The 24,461-nt window shown below is 36.9% G+C and carries 25 protein-coding genes and 3 tRNA genes; 12 read left to right on the forward strand and 16 right to left on the reverse strand.

All coding sequences use genetic code 11. The features are described from left to right. Window positions 1-39: 39 nt before the first annotated feature. Window positions 40-795 (forward strand): DUF5995 family protein, encoded by a 756-nt coding sequence (locus tag ODE14_RS12550; RefSeq protein ID WP_263601668.1) that lies wholly within the window; start codon window positions 40-42, stop codon window positions 793-795. A gap of 5 nt (window positions 796-800) precedes the next feature. Here ODE14_RS12550 and ODE14_RS12555 read toward each other — a convergent pair whose 3' ends face one another. Continuing rightward, window positions 801-1,460, reverse strand: coding sequence for an SGNH/GDSL hydrolase family protein (locus ODE14_RS12555; RefSeq protein ID WP_263601669.1), 660 nt, complete (start codon window positions 1,458-1,460; stop codon window positions 801-803). A gap of 165 nt (window positions 1,461-1,625) precedes the next feature. Between ODE14_RS12555 and rmuC the strand changes: the two genes are divergently transcribed. Next, window positions 1,626-3,134 carry a DNA recombination protein RmuC gene (gene rmuC, locus ODE14_RS12560; protein ID WP_263601670.1) on the forward strand — a complete coding sequence of 503 codons (1,509 nt, stop codon included), beginning with the start codon at window positions 1,626-1,628 and terminating at the stop codon, window positions 3,132-3,134. A 106-nt stretch (window positions 3,135-3,240) separates the two neighbouring features. Beyond that, window positions 3,241-4,008, forward strand: coding sequence for a TrmH family RNA methyltransferase (locus ODE14_RS12565; protein ID WP_263601671.1), 768 nt, complete (start codon window positions 3,241-3,243; stop codon window positions 4,006-4,008). 91 nt (window positions 4,009-4,099) lie between these two features. Here the strand turns inward: ODE14_RS12565 and ODE14_RS12570 are convergent, their stop codons facing one another. Further along, a complete protein-coding gene (locus ODE14_RS12570) occupies window positions 4,100-4,366 on the reverse strand; it encodes a hypothetical protein (protein WP_263601672.1) in 267 nt (88 codons plus the stop codon). A gap of 184 nt (window positions 4,367-4,550) precedes the next feature. Here ODE14_RS12570 and ODE14_RS12575 point away from each other — a divergent pair, with 184 nt between their 5' ends. Both ODE14_RS12575 and ODE14_RS12580 read left to right on the forward strand, forming a co-directional pair. After that, window positions 4,551-5,714: a hypothetical protein gene (locus ODE14_RS12575; RefSeq protein WP_263601673.1), complete on the forward strand. Its 1,164-nt coding sequence runs from the start codon at window positions 4,551-4,553 to the stop codon at window positions 5,712-5,714. Further along, a complete protein-coding gene (locus ODE14_RS12580) occupies window positions 5,698-6,282 on the forward strand; it encodes a hypothetical protein (RefSeq protein ID WP_263601674.1) in 585 nt (194 codons plus the stop codon). The genes ODE14_RS12575 and ODE14_RS12580 overlap by 17 nt, the downstream gene beginning before the upstream one ends. Here ODE14_RS12580 and ODE14_RS12585 read toward each other — a convergent pair. Both ODE14_RS12585 and ODE14_RS12590 read right to left on the reverse strand, forming a co-directional pair. Next, the gene (locus ODE14_RS12585) at window positions 6,228-6,806 is read right to left on the reverse strand and encodes a 5-formyltetrahydrofolate cyclo-ligase (protein WP_263601675.1); all 579 of its coding nucleotides are present in this window, start codon (window positions 6,804-6,806) and stop codon (window positions 6,228-6,230) included. The genes ODE14_RS12580 and ODE14_RS12585 overlap by 55 nt on opposite strands. A 109-nt stretch (window positions 6,807-6,915) precedes the next feature. Continuing rightward, window positions 6,916-8,280, reverse strand: a complete 1,365-nt coding sequence (locus ODE14_RS12590; protein ID WP_263601676.1) for a rhodanese-related sulfurtransferase — start codon at window positions 8,278-8,280, stop codon at window positions 6,916-6,918. 356 nt (window positions 8,281-8,636) lie between these two features. Here ODE14_RS12590 and ODE14_RS12595 point away from each other — a divergent pair, with 356 nt between their 5' ends. After that, on the forward strand, window positions 8,637-10,169 hold the full coding sequence (locus tag ODE14_RS12595) for a trypsin-like peptidase domain-containing protein (RefSeq protein WP_263601677.1): 1,533 nt from the start codon (window positions 8,637-8,639) through the stop codon (window positions 10,167-10,169). Between the two features lie 59 nt (window positions 10,170-10,228). On the opposite strand, the gene ODE14_RS12600 is transcribed toward ODE14_RS12595, so the two are convergent. From ODE14_RS12600 to ODE14_RS12610, 3 genes are all read right to left on the reverse strand, one after another. After that, complete coding sequence (locus tag ODE14_RS12600; protein ID WP_248390098.1) at window positions 10,229-10,681, reverse strand: hypothetical protein; 453 nt, start codon at window positions 10,679-10,681, stop codon at window positions 10,229-10,231. After that, on the reverse strand, window positions 10,681-11,061 hold the full coding sequence (locus ODE14_RS12605) for a RidA family protein (RefSeq protein ID WP_029297852.1): 381 nt from the start codon (window positions 11,059-11,061) through the stop codon (window positions 10,681-10,683). Before ODE14_RS12605 ends, ODE14_RS12600 begins: the two co-directional genes overlap by 1 nt. Window positions 11,062-11,129: 68 nt before the next feature. Next, a complete protein-coding gene (locus ODE14_RS12610) occupies window positions 11,130-13,718 on the reverse strand; it encodes a putative LPS assembly protein LptD (protein WP_263601678.1) in 2,589 nt (862 codons plus the stop codon). A gap of 66 nt (window positions 13,719-13,784) precedes the next feature. Here ODE14_RS12610 and ODE14_RS12615 point away from each other — a divergent pair, with 66 nt between their 5' ends. The 6 genes from ODE14_RS12615 to ODE14_RS12640 all read left to right on the forward strand — a co-directional run bounded on the left by ODE14_RS12615 (window position 13,785) and on the right by ODE14_RS12640 (window position 16,382). Further along, entirely contained in the window at window positions 13,785-15,071 is a 1,287-nt protein-coding gene (locus ODE14_RS12615) for an N-acetylmuramoyl-L-alanine amidase family protein (protein ID WP_263601679.1), read from the forward strand. Window positions 15,072-15,127: 56 nt separating this feature from the next. Further along, a tRNA-Glu gene (locus tag ODE14_RS12620) sits at window positions 15,128-15,199 on the forward strand. A gap of 291 nt (window positions 15,200-15,490) precedes the next feature. Next, on the forward strand, window positions 15,491-15,811 hold the full coding sequence (locus ODE14_RS12625) for a hypothetical protein (protein WP_263601680.1): 321 nt from the start codon (window positions 15,491-15,493) through the stop codon (window positions 15,809-15,811). 67 nt (window positions 15,812-15,878) lie between these two features. After that, window positions 15,879-16,133, forward strand: a complete 255-nt coding sequence (rpsT, locus tag ODE14_RS12630) for a 30S ribosomal protein S20 (protein ID WP_072883895.1) — start codon at window positions 15,879-15,881, stop codon at window positions 16,131-16,133. 11 nt (window positions 16,134-16,144) lie between these two features. Further along, window positions 16,145-16,216, forward strand: a tRNA-Glu gene (locus tag ODE14_RS12635). Between the two features lie 94 nt (window positions 16,217-16,310). Continuing rightward, window positions 16,311-16,382 (forward strand) — tRNA-Glu (locus ODE14_RS12640). A 122-nt stretch (window positions 16,383-16,504) separates the two neighbouring features. Here ODE14_RS12640 and ODE14_RS12645 read toward each other — a convergent pair. The 9 genes from ODE14_RS12645 to ODE14_RS12685 form a co-directional block, all read right to left on the reverse strand. Continuing rightward, entirely contained in the window at window positions 16,505-17,446 is a 942-nt protein-coding gene (locus ODE14_RS12645) for a transporter (protein ID WP_263601681.1), read from the reverse strand. A gap of 7 nt (window positions 17,447-17,453) precedes the next feature. Continuing rightward, complete coding sequence (locus ODE14_RS12650; protein WP_263601682.1) at window positions 17,454-18,530, reverse strand: cytochrome-c peroxidase; 1,077 nt, start codon at window positions 18,528-18,530, stop codon at window positions 17,454-17,456. Continuing rightward, window positions 18,523-19,350, reverse strand: a complete 828-nt coding sequence (locus tag ODE14_RS12655) for an MbnP family protein (protein WP_263601683.1) — start codon at window positions 19,348-19,350, stop codon at window positions 18,523-18,525. Before ODE14_RS12655 ends, ODE14_RS12650 begins: the two co-directional genes overlap by 8 nt. A gap of 180 nt (window positions 19,351-19,530) precedes the next feature. Then, the gene (locus ODE14_RS12660) at window positions 19,531-19,899 is read right to left on the reverse strand and encodes a hypothetical protein (RefSeq protein ID WP_263601684.1); all 369 of its coding nucleotides are present in this window, start codon (window positions 19,897-19,899) and stop codon (window positions 19,531-19,533) included. 4 nt (window positions 19,900-19,903) lie between these two features. After that, window positions 19,904-20,578: a superoxide dismutase gene (locus ODE14_RS12665; RefSeq protein ID WP_318173658.1), complete on the reverse strand. Its 675-nt coding sequence runs from the start codon at window positions 20,576-20,578 to the stop codon at window positions 19,904-19,906. 110 nt (window positions 20,579-20,688) lie between these two features. Then, window positions 20,689-21,369: an SCO family protein gene (locus tag ODE14_RS12670; protein WP_248390075.1), complete on the reverse strand. Its 681-nt coding sequence runs from the start codon at window positions 21,367-21,369 to the stop codon at window positions 20,689-20,691. Continuing rightward, complete coding sequence (locus ODE14_RS12675) at window positions 21,356-21,631, reverse strand: YHS domain-containing protein (RefSeq protein WP_248390072.1); 276 nt, start codon at window positions 21,629-21,631, stop codon at window positions 21,356-21,358. The genes ODE14_RS12670 and ODE14_RS12675 overlap by 14 nt, the downstream gene beginning before the upstream one ends. 291 nt (window positions 21,632-21,922) lie before the next feature. Then, window positions 21,923-22,285 carry a hypothetical protein gene (locus ODE14_RS12680; RefSeq protein WP_263601685.1) on the reverse strand — a complete coding sequence of 121 codons (363 nt, stop codon included), beginning with the start codon at window positions 22,283-22,285 and terminating at the stop codon, window positions 21,923-21,925. A gap of 205 nt (window positions 22,286-22,490) precedes the next feature. Beyond that, a complete protein-coding gene (locus ODE14_RS12685) occupies window positions 22,491-24,449 on the reverse strand; it encodes a heavy metal translocating P-type ATPase (protein ID WP_263601686.1) in 1,959 nt (652 codons plus the stop codon). Window positions 24,450-24,461 lie beyond the last annotated feature (12 nt).

Genomic DNA, 24,461 nt, shown 5'->3' on the forward strand with positions numbered 1-24,461 from the left:
TTGTGAGGTTTTACTATATTTATTAAAAGAAACAAAACCATGAAAACCATTGAAGAAGTTCTTAAAAAATTAGACGACATTATCCTTTGGGCTAAGCAAAACCAAAGTCCCATCGGATATTTTGCCTGCACCTACCGAATCATGACCGCAGCGGTTCTGAAAGGAATCCAGCAGAAAAAATTCGAGGACAATCCCAGGATGATACAGCTTGACATTGCCTTTGCCACCCGTTATCTTGAGGCATGGGAAGCGTATTTCAAAGGTAAAAAATGCACCAATTCATGGTATATCGCATTTGAAGCGACAAAGAATCAAAACCTGTTGATTCTCCAGCATATTTTTCTCGGCATGAATGCTCATATCAATCTTGACCTCGGAGTTTCTGCAGCATCCATTATGCCGTACCGGAAAATTAATCCTTTAAAAAAAGATTTCGAAAACATCAACAACGTTATTGCATCGATCAACCAAAATGTTCAGGATTCATTGAATACAATCTGCTATCCTGTAGATTTAGTTGATAAAATTTCAAACGGCAAGGACAATGCTGTTCTGGATTTTGCCATTTCAAAAGCCAGGGAAACCTCATGGGCATCAGCCGTTATCACTTCAAATACTCCCGCATTTTTACGTGAATCCGTTATTGGCATCATTGATTATGCCGCAGCAAAAGTTGCCACGCAGATTATTAATCCAAAATTTACAACTTCAGCCCTGCTTAAAGAATTAAAAAAATGCGAAAGCAACAATGTTGTGAAAAACATTGAGATTCTTGCCTCAACTAAGAATTTATAAACAGACTATTTTATTCCTAATTTTTTAATCAGAATAGATTCCATTTTCTCATAGCCTTTTGCGGTAGGATGAATTTCGTCTTCCGTATAAATTTTATCGAGTCCGTTCCGTGAGTCTTTCATTTCGGAATGATAATCTATATAGGGAATATTTCGCTTTTTGGCGTAATTCTCAATCATTTTATTGAGGGCAATTACTTTTTCTGCGGGATGCATATCCTTTCTCCACCCAAAATCATATGCAGGAAGAAGAGAGCATAAAACAACTTTAATGTTATTTGCTTCTGCAAGCTCTACCATTGAAACAATATTTCCAAATACTTTATCCAGGGAAATCGGCCCCTGATTTTCTGCAATATCATTTGTTCCTGCAAGAATAATTACGCGTTTCGGTTTCAGATTAATAACATCTTCCCTGAATCTCAAAAGCATCTGCGAAGTAACCTGCCCGCTGATTCCTCTCCCTACAAAATTATGTTTTGTAAAGAATGACGGATCTGTAGAAAACCAGCCCTCTGTAATGGAATCACCCATAAAAACCGTATTCGGAGCAATATTTTGGGATAAAATTTCCTGATTTTGTTTTTCATATTTAGCATAATTGGCAAAATCCTGTGCTGACAATACGGCTGAAAACATAATAGCTGCAATACTTAAGAATTTCATTAAAGAATATTTAAATTAAACGGATGCAATAATAACAGTACAAATATACGTTTTGAAACGAGCTGTAAAACCTTTTAATAAAATACTATTTAAAATTTTATTCCCGAATTAAAACTTACGGTTTCCCGCAAAAGAAATCAGCTTTGCTTTTTGTAATTTTGAAAAATGGAGATCACATATTTAATATTAGGATGTATCGCAGGCGGATTTATCGGGTCTGTCATTCAGTATTTTGCCTTAAAATCGTCAATGATTTCAAGAAAATCCTTTGACGAACTGAATAATCTTTATATCAAAAGTAATTCTGATCTGGAAAATTCAAATCTCAAAATCCAGGAGCTGAATCTACAAATCATGAATGATAAAGAAATAACCCTTCAGCAAACCGACCTTTTGAATGACTTAAAAAATGAATTTGCAAAAATTTCAGCAGAATACACCTTATTGAACACCCAGTTTACTGAGCAAAAACAAATACATTTAAAGCAAACTTCCCAGATCGAAAGTCTTCTGACAGAGAAACAGGCACTCTTTGCAAAAAACTCTGAAATTTCTGCTATCAATGAAAGCTTACAGAAATCTCTTGAAACCCAAAAACAGGAAATAACCAAAATTCAGGAAGAATCCAAATTGCAGTTTGAGAATCTCGCCAATAAAATTTTAGAAGAAAAGGCAGAAAAATTCACCACTCTGAATCAGCATAATCTCAAAACCATCCTGGAGCCTTTTCAGGAAAAAATTACTGATCTCAAAAACCGTGTTAATGAAGCCTATGAAAAAGAAAATAAAGAGCGTTTTTCACTGGCAGAAAGAGTTAAAGAACTCGCCGAGCTGAATCAGCAAATTTCAGAAGATGCCAAAAAACTGACCCGTGCCTTGAAAGGCGAAAGCAAAACGCAGGGTAACTGGGGAGAAATGATCCTTGAAAGCATCCTTGAAAAATCAGGGCTGGTAAAAGGCAGGGAATATTTCCTGGAACACGAGCTCAGAGACGAAGACAATAAAGCATTGTTTTCAGAATTCTCCGGTAAGAAAATGCGCCCTGACGCCGTGGTAAAATATCCGGATGAACGAAATGTAATTATTGATTCAAAAGTTTCTCTTACCGCTTTTACTGAGCTTGTGGATGAAGCCGATCATGATGTATATCGTATAAAACTGAACCAGCATCTGTCATCCATCAAAAACCATATCACTCAACTGAGCCAGAAAGCTTACGATGATTACGGGAAATCTCTTGATTTCGTAATGATGTTCATTCCGAGCGAACCGGCTTATATTGCAGCTATGCAGGCAGACCAGGATCTCTGGAATTATGCATACGAAAGACGGATTTTATTATTGAATCCAAGTAATCTGATCACTTCCCTAAAACTGATCTCCGATCTCTGGAAACGTGAATACCAAAACCGGAACTCTATGGAAATCGCAGACCGCGGCGCCCGGCTGTATGATAAATTTGTCGGTTTTATCGATAATCTGGAAAAAGTAGGTAAAAATCTTGATCTGGCGAAAAACGTTTATAATGATGCTTTTAAACAGCTGTCTACAGGAAATGACAATCTGGTAATACAAACTCAAAAACTTAAGCAGCTGGGGATAAAAAACAAAAAAGAACTCCCTCAGAGCCTTATCGACAGCTCGCAGGTACATCTTGATATTTCCGGGGAGTAAATTTTCAATATAGCCTTAAGATTAAGCTCCGGCCTTCGGCCGGAGCTTAATCTTAAGGCGCATTTATCAGAGGGATCTTAAAAAGATTTTACATAATTTTGCAAACATGTTAATAGAAAGTTTTCAGAACGAAAAAGTAAAACACATTACTAAACTCCTTACCGACAACAGATTTCGTAAAAAGTCGGAAGTTTTTGCCGTAGAAGGACTGCAGGAAAATGAGAGGGCACAAACCTTCGGTTTTGAACCTGTAGAGTTTTTCATATGTGAAAATATCTTTCAGAAAGAATTTCCAAAAGGTAAAATTCATCTTGTAAGCGAAAAAGTGTATGAAAAGATTGCATACCGCGGAAGCTCAGAAGGAATTATCGGGGTTTATAAAACAAAAGAAACCGATTTATTTTCATTTAAGCCTAAAGCAGATTCTACGATCATTGTGGTAGAGGGTGTTGAGAAGCCCGGAAATTTAGGCGCCATTTTAAGGAGTTGTGAAGCTTTTGGGATTGACGGACTTATTGTTTCCGACGGAAAAACAGATTTTTACAATCCCAATGTCATAAGATCGAGTGTAGGCTGTCTTTTCGGAATGAACGTTTTTCAGGCAGCAAATGAGGAGACTTTAGAGTTCCTGAATAAAAACGGCTATGAAATTTATACTACCATTATGGATGAAAGTTCAAAGGATCTATATACAAGAGATTTCAAAGAGAAATCAGCTGTGGTATTTGGAACGGAGCATTCTGGCCTGAGTGACTTCTGGATAGGAAAAGGAAAAAACACCCTCATTCCTATGACAGGAAGCATCGATTCACTTAATCTGAGTAATGCCGTAGCTATTACCTGCTATGAAGCACTGAGACAAAAAACAGTTTGATAACTGCAGTATTACCATATTGGAGAATTTTGAGCATAAAAAAACCGCATCACTGAGTGAGCGGTTCTTTTATTTTTAAAGCGTGCTTTAATTATTTAGCAGCTTCTTCTTTCTTAGCTTCAGCTTTAACTTCTTCTTTAGCTACTTTAGCATCAGCTTTAACTGAATCTTTAGCAGCTTCAGCGTTAGCGTTTACTGAATCCTTAGTAGCATCAGCTGTAGAATCGATAGCTGTAGTAGCTGAATCAGCAGTAGCGTTTACTGAATCTTTAGCAGCGTCAGTTGAGTTAGTTTCAGTTTTTTTACAAGCAACTAAAGAGATAGCAGCGATAGCAGCTACGAATAATGACTTTTTCATAATAAATTAAATTTAATTTTGTTAATATTGTTTTATAAAATCTTTTCTCTGTTCGGTTATTTGAACGAGACAAAGGTATAGCAGATAGAAAATTTGTTTAAGAAAAATAATTGTAATACCTTTGTAAAATAGATTTACAAATAAATATACCTGATAATCAATAATTTAATTATTTTAAAATAAATTGACTGATTTAGATTTATTACACTTTGAGCAGCTGAAAAAGGATGTACAGGCTCAATACCTGAAAGAACATACCCCTTCCTATGATGATATTTCTAAATGGAAGGGAATTGATATCATTTATTTTCAGGAAGACCTTCGCAAAAAAGCGAAAGGAAACATCAGCGAAAAATCTTTTTATACCTATTTTAAAAATTCACCCGTTACCAAATTACCCAGAATTGATATGCTTAATTTGTTGAGTATTTATGCGGGTTATGAGTCTTGGTACGAATTCAAAAAGCAACACCTTTTTGCCGGAGAATTTCTAAAGGATGACGAAGAAATTACCGATGAAGATCTTGTTGAAATTGAAAAAACAGTTTCAGAATCCCCTGTTTTCTCAGCAGATGAAATTTCAGTTCAAAAACAGGACCGAAAAGCACCTGAAAATACAGATTTACAAAAATCAATCACTGAAAATCAAATAATTAACCAAAAACAGGAATCGCCTGTCGCAATCAGTACCAATGAGTCGAAACCAAAGAAAAGCTTCGTTCGAAAAAACGTATGGGCTCTTGTAACCTCTGTTCTGGTAATTCTTACAGGGCTTTTGGGATTCAAAGATGTTATTTTTTCAAAAACGTATAAATACTGTTTCACTGATGCAGACAGAGGGGTTGGTGTTGTAAACACCATCGAAATTAAAGTGATCAAGGAAAACGAATCCCCGATTCTTTATAAAATCAAGCCTGGAGAATGTTTTTATTACTCTACAAAGGATAAGAATCTGAAAATGCAGATCAGCTCACCATTTTATGAGTACCTGGAAATCAACAGAAGCCTGGAAAACGCACCGGATGAAGAAATTATTGAATTGAAACCGGATGACTATAAGATGGCTGCCTATTATTTCTCTATTAAAGATGCTAATGGAGATCCTGAGGAACTCAAAAGAAAAAGAAATCAGCTGGAAAGCCTCATCAGCAGTAATGCTGTTATTTACCAAATTTATGACAATAATATCTACGGAATAGAAAGGCTGGACAAACAAAAATATATTACTCTGGTAACAACCCCTACTACATCCCTGAAAAATTTAAGTGTTATTGAAATGAAAAAAGACAATAACGGAAAAATCATCTCCATCAAATTTAAAATTGCAACAGATGAAAAGAATAAATAACTTTTTAATATTTACAGTTCTGCTTCTTGCATTTGTTTCCTGTAACAACAAAAAAACTGAAATAAGTGACCTGGACAAGCTTCGAAACAGCAATAATACCAAAACCTATCCTGCAGTACAGATGGATAGCGCACAGGCTATTAATTACATTACCAAACAAAAGGTTCAGGAACTTCTTGACCTGTCAACACTGTATTTATCCGGAAATAAAAATACGGAAATTGATACCCTGATCTATTCCCAGATGCAGAGCTATTTTCATAAACCTGACAGTCTTACTTTCAAAAATCTTTTTCATGAGCTGGACAGCCTGAAGGTAAAAACCGTTAAGGTTAATAATCTGGAAGTATATAAAGACATCTATAATCAGGATACGCTGGATTTTGCAAAATTTAGTGTAGAATATTTCGACAATAAGAATAAAACGTTGGGAACATTTGAGAAAAATGCACAATACATTCTTGTTTCCACACCGAATACAAAAAAGGAGTTTAAATTTTTCTTTCTGAACTTTTATTCCAATCCTTTATTAAAAAAAGACAGTATATCGGTAGGTGTAACCAGATAATCCAAAGAAATGTCCTCTTCCCGGACATCATCGATATTTTCATCGGGGTTAAAGTAATTAACTCCGATTTTTTTTGATTCCGCAGAAATATTTCTGAAAAAATCATCATAAAAACCTTTTCCGTATCCTACTCTATTGCCGTTTTTATCAGCATACAGCAAAGGGGTAATTACATAATCAAAATCTGTAATCCCTGAATCCTCATTGCTAACAGGCTCCAAGATACCCCATTGATTTAAAGAGAATGCCGTATCCTCAAAAATTTCTACAGAAATCAGCATTGTATCAACTATCTTAGGCACGAATACCCTGATATTTCGACTAAAAAAATAACTTGTGAAAAACCGGGTATTCATTTCCCTGAATTTATTAATAGGAATGAAAATGTGTGCTTTTTGCTGCGGTAAAGGTTTGAAATATTCAATAAAATTTTTAAAGATATTTTCAGATTTCTGAAAGATTTCTTCATCAGATAAAAGCTTTCTCTTCTCCAAATATTTTTTTCTAAGCTCAGATTTTTTCATAGTTAAATTTATAAAAAAGATAGCGCCCCCAACGGAGCGCCATTTTATTATTTTCAAAACTCTTTGTTCTACACAGATAAAACTCTACGGAGTTTCAATGCCTAAAACATTACTCGGTAATTTTATATAATTTGTCCGATAAACGAACTCTGAAAGGAAGCTCGAAAGTAATCTGATCTCCAGCTTTTGCCAGATTGTTAAAATTTCCGTTAACAAAAATATCAGATATTGTCACTTCCTGTTCCCCTGTTGTAGGCCCGGAAATTAAAACCTTATCTCCTACAGTAAGCTCACCATTCTCAATTAAGAACTGGGCAATTTTAGATTTTGAATAGTAATGCTCTGCTTTTCCGATCAATGTTTTTTTGATTTTGATTTTCTGGCGGATATCCTTTGTTTCAGGTTTTGCTGCTTTTGCTAAAGGCACATCCGGTAAATCACCTGACTTTTTAAACTTCAATGCTTCGGATTTACCTTTTCTGAAAACTTTATTTCCAACCTGCAGTCCTTTTCTCAGTTTTACCTGTTCTTCCCATGGCATATGAATTGTTTCCTGGCATTCTGTGGAACAGCAGTTTTCCATCGCCGTCTTACACTCGTCACATTGAATAAACAATAAATGACAGGCATCGTTTGCACAATTGGTATGGTTGTCACACGGTTTTCCGCACTGGTGGCACTGTGCAATAATATCGTCGGTAATTCGCTCACCTAACCTGTGGTCAAACACAAAATTTTTGCCGATAAATTTACTCTGAATCCCCTCTTCTTTAATCTGGCGGGTATATTCAATAATCCCTCCTTCCAGCTGGAAAACATTTTTAAAACCCTGATGCTTGAAATAGGCACTTGCCTTTTCACAACGAATTCCTCCGGTACAGTACATCAAGAGGTTTTTATCTTCTTTGAAATCCTGTAGTTGTTCGTTGATAATAGGCAGGCTTTCTCTGAAGTTTTCAACATCCGGCGTGATGGCCCCTTCAAAATGGCCTACTTCACTTTCATAGTGATTTCTGAAATCTACAACAATCGTATTAGGATCTTCAAGCAATTCATTAAATTCTTTTGCCTTTAAATGAACGCCTTTATTGGTAACATCAAAAGTTTCATCGTTCAGGCCATCGGCAACGATTTTATTTCTGACTTTGATGGTTAATTTTAAAAATGAATGATTATCCTGCTCCACTGCTACATTAAGACGAATACCCCGCATAAAATCATAGGCCTCAAGCGTTTCACGAAATGCATCAAAATTATCCGCAGGAACACTCATCTGAGCATTAATACCTTCATGAGCAACATAAATCCGTCCTAATGCATCCAGTGCATTCCAGGCGACAAATAAATCGTCACGAATTTTTTTGGGATCTTCAATTTTGGCATACGCATAGAAAGATAATGTAAGACGCTCTTTTCCGGCCTCATCTATAAGTCGAGCTCTTTCTTCTGCGCTTAAGGTGTTGTACAGTTGCATGCTATAAACGTTTTAAGTGAGAAAATTTTTGCAAAGATAATTATTTTCTAACTATTGAAAAAATAACAATTGTCATATCGGCCGGTGATGTGGTATTTGTTTTGGTTTTATAATACTCAATTAAATTTAACTTTATGACAATAAAGACATCCATATGTCATAATGTCATTAAGTTTTTTTTAAGTTTCGTTAATTAAGATTTCAAATTTACAGGAAACTATATAAAGTATTACAATTGCTGTTAAATTTTAGTTAAAATTAAAACATTACATACCAAGTGCATACTTATTTAGCATTAAATTTGTTCACAACAATAATGAAAAGTTCACATAATAATTAAATAAGAAAGATATATAATGAAGAGTACTTTAAAAAAGCTATTACCATTTGCTGTAGTAGGAGTGATCTCAGGAGCTACTACCGTTGGAACCTTACAATATTTTAATCATGACTCCAACAGTGCGGACCAGTCATACTTTACCAAATCCGCTTCTGATGTTACCTTTGCTGGGATGAATTCATCTGCTGTGGGCGATGATTTCGTGAAAGCGGCAAAAACTACTGTTCCTGCCGTAGTAACCATTAAAAATTACCAGTCCAGAACGGCTAACAGAGCTTCCGAGCAGGATTTATTTGATTTCTTTTTCGGGGATCCTTTCGGAGGAAGAGGACAGCAAAGACAACGACAGCAACAACAGGTTCCTGATAATATGCCTTCAGGAATGGGTTCCGGAGTAATCATTTCTCCTGATGGTTATATTATTTCAAACAACCACGTTGTGGCAGGAGCTAATAAACTCGAGGTCGTTTTAAGTAATAAAAAATCTTACATTGCTACTCTAGTCGGCACTGACCCAAACACCGACATTTCTTTACTAAAAATCGAAGAAAAAGGGCTTCCTTACCTGAATTTTGCTAATTCAGATAATATTGAAGTTGGACAATGGGTACTTGCCGTAGGAAATCCACTTGGATTGAATTCTACCGTAACGGCCGGAATTATTTCTGCAAAAGGAAGAGGTATAGGAATTTTAAGCTCACAAGGCAAAGCAGCCAACCCTATTGAAAGTTTTATCCAAACCGACGCAGCCATTAACCCCGGAAACTCAGGAGGTGCTTTGGTGAATACGAACGGAGATCTTATCGGTATCAACTCTGCAATACAGTCTACCACAGGATATTATCAGGGTTACGGTTTCGCCGTTCCATCCAATTTAGCAAGAAAAATTATTGAAGATATCAAGAAGTTCGGTATTGTACAGCGAGGCTTCCTGGGCGTACAGTCATTAGATTTATCCAATGACATGCAGGTAGCTGCTTATAATAAAGAGAAAAAAACCAATATCAAAGCTGGCTCAGGAGTATATGTAACCGGGTTCGGAGACAACAGTGGGGCTGAAGATGCAGGTATAAAAGTTGGTGACGTTATTACAAAAATAGATAATATGGCAATAACGGATTTTGCAGATTTATCAATAGCTATCGGAAGCAAACGTCCTGGTGATAAAGTTTCGGTAACTTATGTAAGAAACGGAAAAGAAAACATGACTATCGTAACGCTGAAAGATCAGAAAGGCGGAACCTCAACAAGAACTAAAGCAGACCTTAGTGTTACAGAAAAAATCGGAGCTGAATTCAAACCTCTTGATGAGAGATTTAAAACAGATTACGGATTAAATAGTGGCGTAATTGCGACAAATGTCACAGAAGGAAGCGAGATTGCTAAGATAGGAATCGTAGACAACTATATTGTTATTGAGGTTAATGGCAAGCCTGTGAATTCGCAAAAAGATGTAGAAAAGATTCTTGATAAATATTCAGGGAATGTATCGGTAAAATTTGTGGATGCTTACGGACAGATTTATACCAGAGGATTTAAAATGCCTTAACAAATATTCACATTCATATCAATAAAAAACGCTGCCGTTGGCAGCGTTTTTTTATGTTTTTATGATTGATTTACTTTTTCGGAAATTCTTCTTTTATTCTTACGTTCATAAATAATTTCTACAATCTTTCCTCCTATCCATGAAAACGGAAAAAAAGTTAAGAAAATGGAAATTTTATAGAAGGTAGGATGATACGGGAAAATAATAATATCCAGCATAGCCAGAAATAACATGATGAAACCGATTAGAATAGCATAAGCCACCTTCGCATATTTTACAATCATCGCCGTAGCAACGCCTCCTACTGTTGTTCCCAGTCCTGAAATAAACAAAAGAAAACCAAAGAATGCATCATCATTCTGCATGCTTTGAAGAAATCTTTCCCAATGCTCAAAGGGAGCAAAAGCTTCAAAAGTAATCCATTGCGGAAACACCCTTATCCCAAGAGTAATAATAAGCCCGGCAATTCCCAGACCTACAATAACCGCAATTGTATTTCTTATAAAATTCATTAATCCTGATGAGCAATCATAGAAATTTCGATATCCACATTTTTCGGCAGACAGGAAACCTGTACTGTTTCACGAGCCGGGAAGCTTTCTGCATCAAGATAAGATGCATAAATATCATTCATTACTGCAAAATCATCCATACTTTTAAGGAAAATGGTTGCTTTCACCACATTTTTAAATGTCATTCCTGCTTCCGTAAGAATAGCTTCAAGATTTTTCATTACCTGATGTGTTTCCTTTTCAATTCCTTCCACCAATTTACCTGTTGCAGGATCTACAGGAATCTGACCCGAAATGTATAAAATTCCGTTTGCCATATTGGCTTGTGAATAAGGTCCGATTGCTGCAGGAGCATTTACAGTGTTGATTATTTTTTTCATTAGAATTTATTTTGGGTGCAAATATAAAATTTATATTCTATTTCTATAATCAAATATCAAATCTAATGCTAGAATGGTGCATTCGGCTGTGTAAAACTTCTGTCTTTATATTTCAGTGCATCACTTAAGATGTTGGCTTTGATACCGATAAAGAAATCATACACCTTATATTGCCCGAAAGGTACCCAGTTAAAATTGATGGTAAAACTTCGCTGATCCCTTGCGAAACCAATCCTGGTATATGCCAATTGTTTGGTCACCATATCATAGTGAGTACTTGCATTAATATTCCAAAACGGTGTGAGCTTAATACTTCCGTCAAGCCCTACAGAAGCTAATCTCGTGGGCGTTCTTGAAGCATAGCTTTTTGTGTAAGCATAATTCGCATTTACATTCAGGGTCCAGGCCTGATCAAAATGAGCATAATTATCATCATCAAAATAATAATTCTCATTTCTCACCTCCCCTTTCGACTGGTACTTTTTGGAATAATCTGTTTTTTCACCGAAAATTTCGCTGCTTAAAGGATAAGACAGCTGAACATTAAAGCCCTGTACGCTGAAACCTCCCAGTTCTTCCGTTCTGATTCCGGCATCCTGTCCGGGAAGATAAATGATTTTATACGGATCTAATGATAAGCTGGTGTTTACGCTTAATTTATTATCAAAGAATGAAGACTGCCCGTTGATGGTAAGGATGGAAAAAGGATGGTCTTTTGCGGCAAAATTGTAATTTCCTGAAAGATTTAAAGATTCGAAAATTTTTATCTTCTTTACTCCCGTAGAATCTTTTTTAGACTTCACCTTCATTTCAATATTGTTTCCGATATTGAATCCCAGCGCGCCTACCATTCCACTGCTTGGCGTTCCTACAATACCGCCTTCAAAAATAGAATAAGGCGTTAAAGCTCCGTTGGCATCATAATAATTCTTATAATACCCGAAACCGGAACCTCCGAAATCAGGAGAATAGGTAAACCCGATGCTTGGCGTCATCATATGCCTGATAGCCTCAATTGCAGAACCCTTCTTGAAATTTGCCTGCCCATATAAAGTAGTCTGAATACTCGCCGTCGTTGAAAAAGTAGAATATCCCGCAACTCCCTTATCGGTTGCCGTAATAGCTTTGTTGGCTATAGGATCATAATATTTTCTAACAGTTTTAGTCGTTAAAGCATTATCGATATTAGCTCCTAAACTGAATGTGAAATATTTCGCGATGGTGGTATTGGTTCCTAAGGCAATATTATTTTTCAGTCCGGTCTGCAATTTATCCCACATCGCCGCTTTGAAAAGTTCTCCTTCATCCGTCTGAACAAAATTGGTAAGGTTGATTCCAGTATTTACCGTGATATTTTCCAGCAATCCTGTTCTTGTTCCTGTTTTAGAGCCGAAAAGATAAAACTGATTAATTGCCACATTCATCTGCGGGAGACGAAGATCTGACAATCCGGTAGCAAAGTTCTGGGAATAAGATGCTGTTGCTGTAATGGTTGCCGGTAATCTCAAAAATCTTTTAGTAACCGTTACGGTTGAATTTTGCTGGGTATTTAATACGTTTTGATTTAAAATATAATTGTTGTTCAGGGTATTGTTGTAGAATTTGGTACTCACAATATCTACCGACGCAGAAAAATTAAGAAACGGATTTGATTTGGTATCCTGAGTATGTCTCCACGCAATTCTGTAGGTACTTGTTTTTCCGTAATCATCCAATCCTTTAATTCCGCGCACCGCCGTTCCGATATCTGCGGAGAAGTTTCCGGAATACCTGTATTTCTTGACATAGTTCATTTCCGGGCGTAGGTTCCAGCTTCCTTTTGTATAAATATCGGCCAGAATCTTAAGGTCAAAATGCTCTCCAATCGGCTGATAGTATCCCAGTCCGTTCAGGAAAAAGCCGACATCCTGCCTTTCCCCGAAACTCGGAATCAGGATTCCTGCAGACCTTTTGTCTGAGAACGGCAAAATCGCAAATGGCATGATTAACGGAGTCGGAACCTGTTCGATATACATCTGAATAGGTCCTGAGATGATAGAAGATTTATTTTTTGTTTTAACCAGTTTAATATTGGAAGCACGCAAAAAATAGTCTGCCGTAGTATCTTTCTTTTTAATGAAATAATCATCGGTTGTATAATCAGCCCGCCTCATGGCGAAAACAGAATCATTATATTTCTTTGTCTTTTCAGCAACAATGACCCCTTCATTTTCCTCGGTCCTGGCATTAAATGCGATAGCCTTTTTTGTTTTTGTATTGTACTGAAACTCGTCGGTTTCATATTTTTTACCGGCTTGTGTAATAACAGCGGGCTCGATATATCTTCCCAAAGAATCCTGCTTCCCGCGCGCGTACATAAGACTTTTGGTTTCATCGATGGAAATATAATCCGCATCGATCTGAACATCCTGGTATTTTACCTGTGCATTCTTGTTCAGATAAATCATTTTTTTCTGAAAATCCCGGCGGTTATAATCTGCTTTGGTCTGAAGAACACTTTCGAGAGGCTCTTTCTTCAGAACAACAGTATCTTGTTTGGGAATAGTATCATTAACCGTATTTTTAGTCAATTTTTCGGGAGCTTCCTGTGCTAAAAAATTGTTAAAAATTAGGATAATTAAAATTTGTAATATATTTTTGGAGACGGTTTTGACCAATTTATTTGTTATATTTATTTATATACAATTAAGGCTCAAAATTAATATAATTTTTAAAACTGTAGGATGCACAAAGTAAATTTTAAAATAATTTTATCATTTCTCCTTCTTCTTTCGATCAACTTTATTTTTTCGCAAAAGAAATTCACCATTGTTCTGGATGCAGGACATGGGGGAAATGACCATGGGGCTAACAGAACTTATGAAGATATAGGCAGGATTGCTGAAAAAGACATCACGCTTGCCATTACCTTAAAAGTTGGAGCAATGCTCGAAAAAAATAAAGATTTCAAAATAATTTATACCCGAAAAATAGACGAATACCCTTCATTGTCGGACAGAACCAACCTTGCCAATAGAAGCAAAGCGGATCTTTTTATTTCAATACATTGCAACTCTTCCAAAAAGCCTACCGCCTACGGAACGGAAACTTTTGTACAGGGGCCGGACCAGAATGACACTAATCTTGAAGTTGCCAAAAGGGAAAACGACGTGATATTTCTTGACGAAAAAGACAAACAGACCTTCGGTTCTTACGATCCGAGTTCACCGGAATCCCTGATTGCACTGAAACTTCAGCAAAGCAAATACCTGGAATCCAGCTTGCTTCTGGGCGGTCTTGTGGAAGACAACTTTGTTAATAAAGACAAAAGAAGCTCGCGTGGTGTTTTCCAGAAAAACCTGCACGTTCTTCGTATGAATGCGATGCCTTCCGTTCTTATTGAGACTGGTTTTATCAACCATCCCGAAGAAAGCCATTACCTTGCTTCAGATAAAGGACAGGATGAAATTGCAGAAAGTATTTACAGAGCGGTTATTGATTACAAAAAAGCGGTGGACCGTAAATCAGGATATGCTGCATCAACGAAAAAACCGGAACCGGAAAAACCTGTGGAAGTTGCCCTGAAAAATGACTTCAGAATTTTACTTCTAAGCTCTCCAACAAAATACAACGACGGAGACCCTGCATTAAAAGGATTAAACTACATTCTTCCTATTAAGGAAAACGGACAGTATAAATACTATTACGGTGTCACAAATCTGGCTTCTGTGCGGGATATTAATATCAAAACAGCTAAAGATGCGGGATTCCGAAATGCATATGCGGTAGGTTTTATGCCGAATCAAAAGCTGAATACAGGATACTACACAATTGAAGTGTATGCAGGTGATAAACTGAACGGAAATTCATTTATCCTGCAAAACCTGAAGGACGTAGAACGAAATAAGGAAAACGGTGTTTTCTATTATACGTATGGAAAAGTACAGACACTGGAAGATGCAGTAAAACTTCAGAAAGATCTTGAAAATAAAGGCATTAAGAATACGGTCATCCAAAAAGTAGCTAAATAAAGCAATATAATTTTGAAGTTAAAAAGTTAATAACTACTTTTGCAACCTCAAAATTTGGCCTATTCGTCTAGTGGTCAGGACTCAAGATTTTCATTCTTGCAACAGGGGTTCGATTCCCCTATAGGCTACGACATACAATTAATCTCTGATCTGTAAAGATTGGAGATTTTTTTTGACTGTAATTAGATAAATAATTACATTCATTTTCATCATTCAATTTTATTACTTATAATTCATTTTACCATCAGACGACTTTCCAAACCCAATAATCCTATTAAAAAAATGATACACATTATGAATTATTTATCTTAAAAAACACCCAAAAATAGACAGAGGCATTTTGTTGAAAAGAAAAAAATATTATCTTTGCACCGCTTTAAAAAAGAATAGTTATTCTTTCAAAGCCACAAATGTATATCATGCCGGATTTAAAAATACAGGAAGCGAAATTGCTTTTCAAAAAAATCCACTCTAACCCAAAAAGTTACGATTTAAGAATCAATGAAGACGGGATTACAGGCAATGATGATGAAATAAGTTTCAGACTTTACAGGACAGAAGAAAGAGTCGATTTTGCAGTAACGATTGACGGACTTACCTTCACCAACACCACTGGAGAATGGAACAACGCGATGGCCATGCTTACCGCAACCATCAAAAAATTAGAAAGAGAAGAAGAGAATATTAAAATAGAACAGGCAATAGGAAAACTCCGAAAATATTTATCAGAAGAAAATTAAAAATTTTTAAAGATAAATTTGGCAGATAAAAAAAAAGTTTTTACTTTTGCACTCACATTTGAACGATATGGCAAATCATAAATCAGCATTAAAAAGAATTAGACAAAACGAAGTAAGAAGACTTCGTAACAGATACTACCACAAGACTGCTAGAACAGCAATGAAGGTGTTAAGAAATGAAGAAAACAAAGCTGCTGCTACAGAGCAATTGCCAAAAGTTATCGCTTTGTTGGATAAATTAGCTAAGAAAAATATTATCCACAAAAACAAAGCTGCTAACTTAAAAAGCAAATTAACTAAGCACGTTAATAAACTAGCTTAATAAGTATAGTTGGCCCGTTCGTCTATCGGTTAGGACCTCAGATTTTCATTCTGGTAAGAGGGGTTCGATTCCCCTACGGGCTACAAAATTTAATTACTATTCTAACCTGGTAATTAATAAGAGTTGATACTTATAAAAACAAAAAAACTAACATACTAGCAATAGTAGAAGATAGCTGGCCCGTTCGTCTATCGGTTAGGACCTCAGATTTTCATTCTGGTAAGAGGGGTTCGATTCCCCTACGGGCTACTTAAAAGAGATTCAAAAAATTGAATCTCTTTTTCTTTTATATGACGAATCTATTTTAATCAAACGGCAGCGTAAAAAAAATAACCTCCACCATTAAAGTAAAGGTTATATAGATATTACATTCAAATCCCAACATTCAGGAAGATACTGAACCTTGATTTTGCTTCAATGTCGCCTCCGGCAAGATTGGTGTAGGCAGGAAGCATCACTTCACTGCCCAAACTAAATTTTTTATACGAAGCTTCAAAACCAAGCTTTCCGTACAAAGCACTTCCTGCGGTTTTGGGCATTATTTCTCCAAATTGCCTATTCCAGTCGTAAACTTCACCCTGCATTCCGAATTTTCCGGAAAGAATGCCGCTTTCGTTTTTCCAGAGCTTGTAAAATCCTGCCGCCGCATAATTCCATTGGTTTCCGAAACGGTAATGTTTATTATTTTCAGTTTTCAAAGTATAATCTGTGTTCAGCAGCACCGCCAGTTTATCTTTCTGAAATTTATAATTCAGAACCATCTGATAGTCCCAGCTTCCCGTTCCCAGTTGAAAACTCGGATTTACGCCTGTAATTCCTTTTTCATCAAATCTTCCAATTGGAATTTTCACACCCAAACCTCCGTTTAGCTGGTGGGAAGAATCTTTGGAATTGAGTAGCTGATAAATTCCCATCACATTTGCATCTCCTATTCCATCAATTCTGATATCTCCCTGTAACGTTTTTTTGTTATGAAACTGAAAAGGAATACTTGCATACACACTTATATTTTTAGCAACCGGAATTTTCCCCCAAAGCTGAAGCGTATTGAAATACTGATCCTGCGTAAGATTATTGACAAATAAATTTTCTTTCGCTCTGTAATGCTGTGCAAAATATTTAACCCCGATGAACTGAGGATTCAGTAAAGATTCAAAGCCGGAAGATCCATTTCCTGCGGCACAGCCACACGCATCACAATCATTAAAAAAAATTGGGCTGAGCTCTTTAGGAATCAATACACTATCATGGATTTCTTTTGCCTGGCTAAAAAAACCTGCGGTTAAACCCAATGTTAAAAATATCTCCTTCATGATTTTATTATTCTGCAAATTTGGGGTTGGTTATAAAATTTTTATCACTTAAAGTTTTTAGAAAAGTAATAATGTTCTGTTTCTCCAAAGACGTCATTGGAATTCCGATGTGCCCGTTTTGTTTCAGCAACGGATCCAGGTTGGGTTGATTTTCTACGTTTTCAGAATAGAAATTCATCACTGCGTCTAAGCTGTAAAATCTTCCGTCATGCATATACGGCGCGGTGTATTCTACATTTCTTAAGCTCGGAACACGAAATTTCATATTGTCATTCCAATCCAGGGTTACACGATATCTTCCTCTGTCATTAAATTGCGAATTGTAATACATCCCCGTATTCCGATAGCTTTCATCAGTAAACAGATCTCCTGAATGACAAGCCGCACATTTATTCTGAAACAAAGCCATCCCCTGATTTTCATCAGCAGTGAAAACGGCGTTTCCTTTTTTCATCCGGTCGTACTTTGAATCGGCAGAAATCATGGTTGCCATAAATTGGGAAATGGCTTTGAGAATTTTTTCACCGGTAATATTTTCATCCCCGAATGCTGCCTTAAACATTTTTTTGTAATTCGCATCAGCATTTAGCTTTGCTACTGCTTCAGGAAGAGAACTGTCCATCTCAAAATCAGTGGTGATCGGAACCAAAGATCTTTCATCAAGATTATGGCTCACTCCGTCCCAGGTATAATTTTTCAAAAAAGCCATATTTTGGATTGGCGGGGCATTGCGCATTCCCAACCGGTCATCAATTCCGTGGCTTATATTGTGGCCGTGATGGGTAAAAGCATTTTCCTGAATATGACAAAAACCGCATGAAATGGTATTGTTTCTGGATAATTTTCCTTCATAAAAAAGCTTTTTTCCTAATGCAACTCCATTTACGGTAATTGGGTTTCCTGTGCTATCGAAAGTCATTTCAGGAAAACCGGATGGTTTGTCGAGACGATAAGCTTCGTCTTTAGGCAAAGGCTCAATAACCTCATTGTCCGTGCATGATATCAACACAAAAGCTGTAAAAAACAGTAAAATCAAAAGAGAGCCGGAACGCCCTCTTTTGGATGATCTTAAAAAACTAATCATTGTGAACGTGATCTACTTTAAACATTTTTGAAATATTGTTCGTCACATTCACGAGATGCTGGTTCGATCCCATTGCCATATTGTTGGAACTATCCAATGTTAAAGTGGTTTGCCCACTCAGATATTGATTAAGATCCGCCAGAATATGAACGGAAGGAGTAATTTCTTCAGACACTCTTGCTGTTGTAGGAAAATCAAGGATAATTTCACGGTAAAGATCTGGCGTATTGTTGGCAGAAGTATCCCCCATATTTCCGCAATGGTTCATAAATTCTGTGGTTGCCGAAGATGTTCCGTATCTGCCTTCCAGTTTTGTGAAAATGTATCCTGCAGCCCAAGACCAAGCCATTCCCGCAGTTTTCGCTTTCTGCCAGAAAATCCCTTGTCCGCTTTGTCCCAAAAGATAAGCCGACTGACTGATGCCTAAACCGATTCTTACTTTTTTGTAATTATTTTTAGGAATTTCTTTCAGGTTGATGTAATTGATTCCGGCAACAGCTTCTGCCTGATCTACGATAAATGCTCCGTTGTCGGGATCGTTGTAATGATATTTGAACTCACTTCCCTTTTCATCAATTAAAGTAATGTTGCTGATTATATATTTCAGGGTGGAAAACTGATGCTTTTGTCCGTTAACGGAAGTTTGGGTGGTTTGGTTCAAAACTACATCTCCAAGATTATTGAATCCGTTTTCGAATTTTAGCTGAAGATTTCCCGGAGTGGAATCTGTTACCTCATCATCTTCATTTCTGCTGCATGATGATAGGGTAAACAAAGTGAAGGTAATAAAGAATAATGATAAAAATTTATAGATTTTCATTGTTGATTTTTTAGTGATAAATAGGTTGACATGCCCCATCGCGATAGGGATGGAAGCGGTTATCCTTTTTTTGGATTCTGACGAAAGGCAGAATCTAAAAAAAGATAGTAGCGGACAGCCCGACCCGTGCAGCCGGAAAAGCCAGGGAAAGGGGATCGCCCAAAAAGATAAAATGATACACTAAAAAACCGGTGGCCGGAAAATAGGTTTTAAGAACAGAAAAGAGTATGCCGTCTCATAAAGAAAACTGGAATTTGAAAAGAATGCGTCTTCTGATGTGTTAATTTCCGTAATATCAGGTAGGACATAGGTGTCCAACAATTTCTGTCCTGAATTTTTTGTTTTGTTTAAAGGCGAAGAATCGGTGTCATGGGTTTTTGCAATTTGTTTGCTTACGTAACATTTTCCGTTACAGTGAAGCTCCGGATTGCTTTTGTTGACACATAAAACTTCGGAGATATAATTATAATTTACAGCATATTCCACCAATGGCACCAGAGGTCTGAATACCACAAATAGTGTGAGAAATATGCTGCAAATTAAGTTCACTGAATTATTTTTTGCTGATCGCTTCTTCGTATCTTCTGCTGATTTCTTTCCAGTTCGTTACGTTCCAGATCGCTGTAAGATAATCTGCTCTTTTGTTCTGATATTTTAGATAATATGCATGTTCCCAAACATCAATTCCGAAAATAGGTGTTCCTTTTTCTTCTACCACATCCATTAAAGGGTTATCCTGATTGGGGGTAGATGAAACGAACAGTTTTTCGTTTTTGTCCACAGAAAGCCATGCCCATCCCGATCCGAAACGGTCTGCCCCCGCTTTTGCCATCTTTGCTTTAAAAGCATCCATGCTTCCAAATGTTTCATTGATTGCTTTTGCCAGTTTAGCTGAAGGCTGTGTATTTTTTTCAGGGGTTAAAACGGTCCAGAACAGCTCGTGGTTATAGTGTCCGCCGGCATTATTTCTTACGGCAGCCGGTAATTTTGAAGCATTGGACATGATCTCGAATAAGGTTTGTTTTTCCTGAGGCGTTCCTGCAATTGCCTTATTCAAATTTGCTACATACGCTGCAGCATGCTTGGAATAATGGATTTCCATGGTCTGCGCATCGATGTTTCCTTCCAAAGCATTGTAGGCGTACGGAAGTGGAGTCTGTTTAAACTGAGCCATCGCAAACTGCGCCGCAAATACTGCACTTAAAGCAGCAATTTTCATAATTTTCATACTTTTTATTTTAGGTGGTTTATCATTTGGCGGAAAGACGGGTGATGGAAGCTCGAAGTCATTACATACTACATAAAACTTCCAGCCTCTAACTTCCATCTTCCAAACCTCTATTTCAACAATTTTTTAATATCTTCCATTAAAATTTCGCGGTCCGGATGGTATTTCCCATTCAGCTTTGGCACTTTTCCTTCCGGATCTTGATAATTCAACCCTGAATAATAGAGGATCGGCATATTTTCTTTATTGTACCGGCACCGGACATTTCCTTCTTTATCGACCAGGGCAATCATTCCGCTGTGGTTCAGGCTTTCGCTTTCATCTTCTTTATCTCCCACATAAATATTGAACTGATCAGCAAGCTTACCTATATAATCCCTGTTTCCTGTAAGAAAATGCCAGTTTGGAGATTTTACTCCGATTCTTTCGGCATGTTCTTTCAGAGCTTGCGGTGTGTCGTTTTCAGGATCAATGCTTATGGAAATGATTCCGAAATTAGGATTGTTGATCTCATCTTCAATGGCTCTCATATTGGTATTCATGACCGGACAAATTGTGGGACATTTGCTGAAGAAAAATTCAACCAGATATACTTTTCCAAGCATATCTTTATTGGTGATTTTCTTATTGTTCTGGTCGGTGAGCTCAAAGTCGGGAACCTTCATTACCGTATACAGATTTTTTTTGAAATAGCCCATTCCGACACCGATCGCGAGGAAAAGTAAAGCAATAACCGCAATCGGAACAATTACTTTGCTTTTGGAGTTATTGGTCTTTTTATTTTTGGACATATTTCTCAGGATTCTTTTTGAATTCGTCTTTGCAATAAGCACTGCAAAAACCGTACGTTTTATTTTTATAAACAGCGGTGTCTTTCATGTCGGTATCAGTCGGCATATTACAGATCGGGTCTACTGCATTGGCAAATTTCACCGGTTTTGCATCGGATTTTACTGCTGTTTTTGCCTTTTTATGTTTTACTTTAGGCGTTTCCTGGGCACATGCCATTAATGAAACAGACAATAATGCTGTTAAAATAACTTTTGATTTCATTTTTATTTAAATTGAAAGTAATAATGATTTGAATGGATCGATTTTTAAACTAGACTTACTAATGAATTCCTTGCTTATCCTTAATTAATCATAATGTCTTCTAACGCAAAGATCACAAAGATTTTTTTATAAACTTACTGTTTTTAAGTTCGCAAGTTTTTTGTAAACTTAATGTTTACGGGTTCGCAAGGGTACTTCGACAGGCTCAGCATAAACTAAGCACTCAGCAATTATTGATAGCTATACTTTATTTTTAGTATCAATTCAACTAAAGATTAGCTGAAAATAATTTTAAGCTAATGGTGGATGGAATATTCTGGAAAAATATTCTGAAGTACGGAAATTGAAGTAATCCGATTCTGATTTTTTGTTTAAAACATCAAACTGACTGTTATCCGAAAAAGAAAGAATTTCATGGGATATAAAAACATCAATTCCTGAAATTTTTACCGTCTGATTGGTATTTGACTGTTTTTCTGTTTTTGCGAGTTCTTTGGCAACATAACATTTCCCTTTACAGGTAGATTGAGGAATGCTTCTGTTTTCGCAGAGATTCTTTACGATATATTCATAGTTAACCGCATAATTGATCAATGGCAGAACCGGACGTAATGCAATAGTACATATGATAAATATGGAAATAAAAAACCTCAACTTTCTTTTTATTACCACAAATATACTACTGAAAGTTTTCTTATAGGGCAATTATGATGAAAATCATTGATATTTCCGGACAACCCGCTGCACCTTGCGGAAAACTTTCCGGAATTACCAGAAAACTTTTTGCACCCATGCTTTAACTTTTCGGGTTATTAAAAAAGGCTCTATAATAGTTTTACCTATTCAAATATATTTTAATCTAAAAGATCATTCGCTGTATTCTCACGGCATTCAGAATAGCCAGTAACGCAACGCCTACATCTGCAAAAACCGCTTCCCACATCGTTGCCAGACCTCCCGCACCCAGAATAAGGACAGCTGCTTTAATAGTAAAAGCCAACGTAATATTCTGCCAGACAATTTTTCTGGTCTGTTTCCCGATGTTGATCGCCATTGGTATTTTACCCGGCATATCATCCTGGATAACAACATCGGCTGTTTCGATTGTAGCATCACTTCCCAGTCCGCCCATCGCGATCCCAACATCACTGAGTGCCACAACAGGCGCATCATTCACCCCATCACCAACAAAGGCAACGGATTCCTTTCCTGCTTTTATCTCTTTTACTTTATTAACCTTATCTTCCGGAAGAAGATCGCCATAAGCGTTCGGAATTCCCAATTGGGCGGCAACATGTTTTACAACAGAAACTTTATCTCCGCTGAGCATCGTTATTTTTACGTTTAATGCCTTTAACCGGTTGATAGCCGATTGTGCATCTTGTTTAACGGTATCGGCAATGGTGAGATAACCCACAAATTTTTTATCGTAAGCAACCGCTATCAGTGTATACACTATATTTTCAGAATCGATATTGTATTTAATATTGAACTGATCCATCAGTTTGAGGTTTCCAACCAACAGTTCTTTATCATTAATGTTGGCTTTCAGGCCGCGCCCTGCAATTTCCTCAATATTTTCCAGCGGAATGGAATGGTCTATTTCTCCCACATATTCATGAATAGCAGTTGCCACAGGATGTGAACTTTTGCTTTCCAACGCATTAATGAGCTTTAAAATTTCATCTTTATTAAAATCATTATTAAATTGAATTTCCTGAACTTTAAAAACACCTTCTGTTAACGTTCCGGTTTTATCCATTACCACATGCTGAATATTGGCCAAAACATCTAAAAAATTACTTCCTTTGAATAAAATTCCGTTTCTGCTTCCGGCACCAATTCCTCCGAAATAGCCCAAAGGAATAGAAATCACCAGGGCACACGGACAGGAAATTACCAGAAAGACCAATGCCCGATAAAGCCAGTCCCTGAATTGATAACCTTCAACAAAAAAGTAGGGAAGAAAAGTAATTCCTATAGCAAGAAAGACCACAATCGGGGTATAAATTTTAGCAAATTTCCTGATGAATAATTCTGTCGGAGCTTTTTGAGCTGTTGCATTTTGCACCAGTTCAAGTATTTTACTCAGCTTGCTGTCTTGATAAGCGGCGGTTACCTTTATCTGGCTTACGGTGTTCAAATTAATCATTCCTGCCCATACAGAATCCCCTTTCATTTTTGTATCGGGTTTGCTTTCTCCCGTTAAAGCAGCCGTATTGAATGAAGCCGTTTCAGAGAGCAGTTCGCCATCTAATCCTAATTTTTCTCCTGATTTTAACTGAATGATTTCTCCTATATTGACTTTCTCTGCTTTTACGGTCTCCGGCTTTCCATCTTTTAAAATCGTTACTTCATCAGGTCTTTGATCAAGCAGCAGTTTAATATTTGTCCGGGCTCTTGTTACCGCCATCCCCTGAAAGACTTCACCAACCGAATAGAAAAGCATTACCGCTACTCCTTCCGGATATTCTCCTATCGAGAAGGCTCCTACCGTTGCAATTCCCATCAGGAAAAATTCTGAAAAGACATCCCCGTTTTTAATACTTTCAAAAGCCTCTTTTAAAACAGGAAGTCCTACCGGTATATAGGCCGCCAAATACCATATAAGACGAATGACCCCTGTAAACCATTGCGGTTTGATAATATGATCTAAAGCAATTCCTATCAATAACAATGTAAAAGAAACAATTGCCGGAAGAAACATCTGAAATACAGTCTTATTTCCTGTATCATGAGAATGTTCGTGATTGTGATCATGCCCTTCGTGATCATGTGTATGTTTCGGTTTTGGTTTTGTACTGCAGCATTCTTCCATAATTCTTTAATT

Origin of the sequence: Chryseobacterium sp. PET-29, assembly GCF_025736815.1 — a bacterium.
Classification (GTDB): domain Bacteria; phylum Bacteroidota; class Bacteroidia; order Flavobacteriales; family Weeksellaceae; genus Chryseobacterium; species Chryseobacterium nepalense.

Coding starts and splice junctions, on each gene's coding strand:
- ODE14_RS12670 (WP_248390075.1), bottom strand. CDS start 21,369: ATGTCCAAAAATAAAAAGACCAATAACTCCAAAAGCAAAGTAATTGTT.
- ODE14_RS12595 (WP_263601677.1), top strand. CDS start 8,637: ATGAAGAGTACTTTAAAAAAGCTATTACCATTTGCTGTAGTAGGAGTG.
- ODE14_RS12550 (WP_263601668.1), top strand. CDS start 40: ATGAAAACCATTGAAGAAGTTCTTAAAAAATTAGACGACATTATCCTT.
- ODE14_RS12665 (WP_318173658.1), bottom strand. CDS start 20,578: ATGAAAATTATGAAAATTGCTGCTTTAAGTGCAGTATTTGCGGCGCAG.
- ODE14_RS12625 (WP_263601680.1), top strand. CDS start 15,491: ATGCCGGATTTAAAAATACAGGAAGCGAAATTGCTTTTCAAAAAAATC.
- ODE14_RS12590 (WP_263601676.1), bottom strand. CDS start 8,280: ATGCAACTGTACAACACCTTAAGCGCAGAAGAAAGAGCTCGACTTATA.
- ODE14_RS12605 (WP_029297852.1), bottom strand. CDS start 11,061: ATGAAAAAAATAATCAACACTGTAAATGCTCCTGCAGCAATCGGACCT.
- ODE14_RS12570 (WP_263601672.1), bottom strand. CDS start 4,366: ATGAAAAAGTCATTATTCGTAGCTGCTATCGCTGCTATCTCTTTAGTT.
- rmuC (WP_263601670.1), top strand. CDS start 1,626: ATGGAGATCACATATTTAATATTAGGATGTATCGCAGGCGGATTTATC.
- ODE14_RS12655 (WP_263601683.1), bottom strand. CDS start 19,350: ATGAAAATCTATAAATTTTTATCATTATTCTTTATTACCTTCACTTTG.
- ODE14_RS12645 (WP_263601681.1), bottom strand. CDS start 17,446: ATGAAGGAGATATTTTTAACATTGGGTTTAACCGCAGGTTTTTTTAGC.
- ODE14_RS12580 (WP_263601674.1), top strand. CDS start 5,698: ATGAAAAGAATAAATAACTTTTTAATATTTACAGTTCTGCTTCTTGCA.
- ODE14_RS12555 (WP_263601669.1), bottom strand. CDS start 1,460: ATGAAATTCTTAAGTATTGCAGCTATTATGTTTTCAGCCGTATTGTCA.
- ODE14_RS12565 (WP_263601671.1), top strand. CDS start 3,241: ATGTTAATAGAAAGTTTTCAGAACGAAAAAGTAAAACACATTACTAAA.
- ODE14_RS12600 (WP_248390098.1), bottom strand. CDS start 10,681: ATGAATTTTATAAGAAATACAATTGCGGTTATTGTAGGTCTGGGAATT.
- ODE14_RS12650 (WP_263601682.1), bottom strand. CDS start 18,530: ATGATTAGTTTTTTAAGATCATCCAAAAGAGGGCGTTCCGGCTCTCTT.
- ODE14_RS12615 (WP_263601679.1), top strand. CDS start 13,785: ATGCACAAAGTAAATTTTAAAATAATTTTATCATTTCTCCTTCTTCTT.
- rpsT (WP_072883895.1), top strand. CDS start 15,879: ATGGCAAATCATAAATCAGCATTAAAAAGAATTAGACAAAACGAAGTA.
- ODE14_RS12585 (WP_263601675.1), bottom strand. CDS start 6,806: ATGAAAAAATCTGAGCTTAGAAAAAAATATTTGGAGAAGAGAAAGCTT.
- ODE14_RS12675 (WP_248390072.1), bottom strand. CDS start 21,631: ATGAAATCAAAAGTTATTTTAACAGCATTATTGTCTGTTTCATTAATG.
- ODE14_RS12685 (WP_263601686.1), bottom strand. CDS start 24,449: ATGGAAGAATGCTGCAGTACAAAACCAAAACCGAAACATACACATGAT.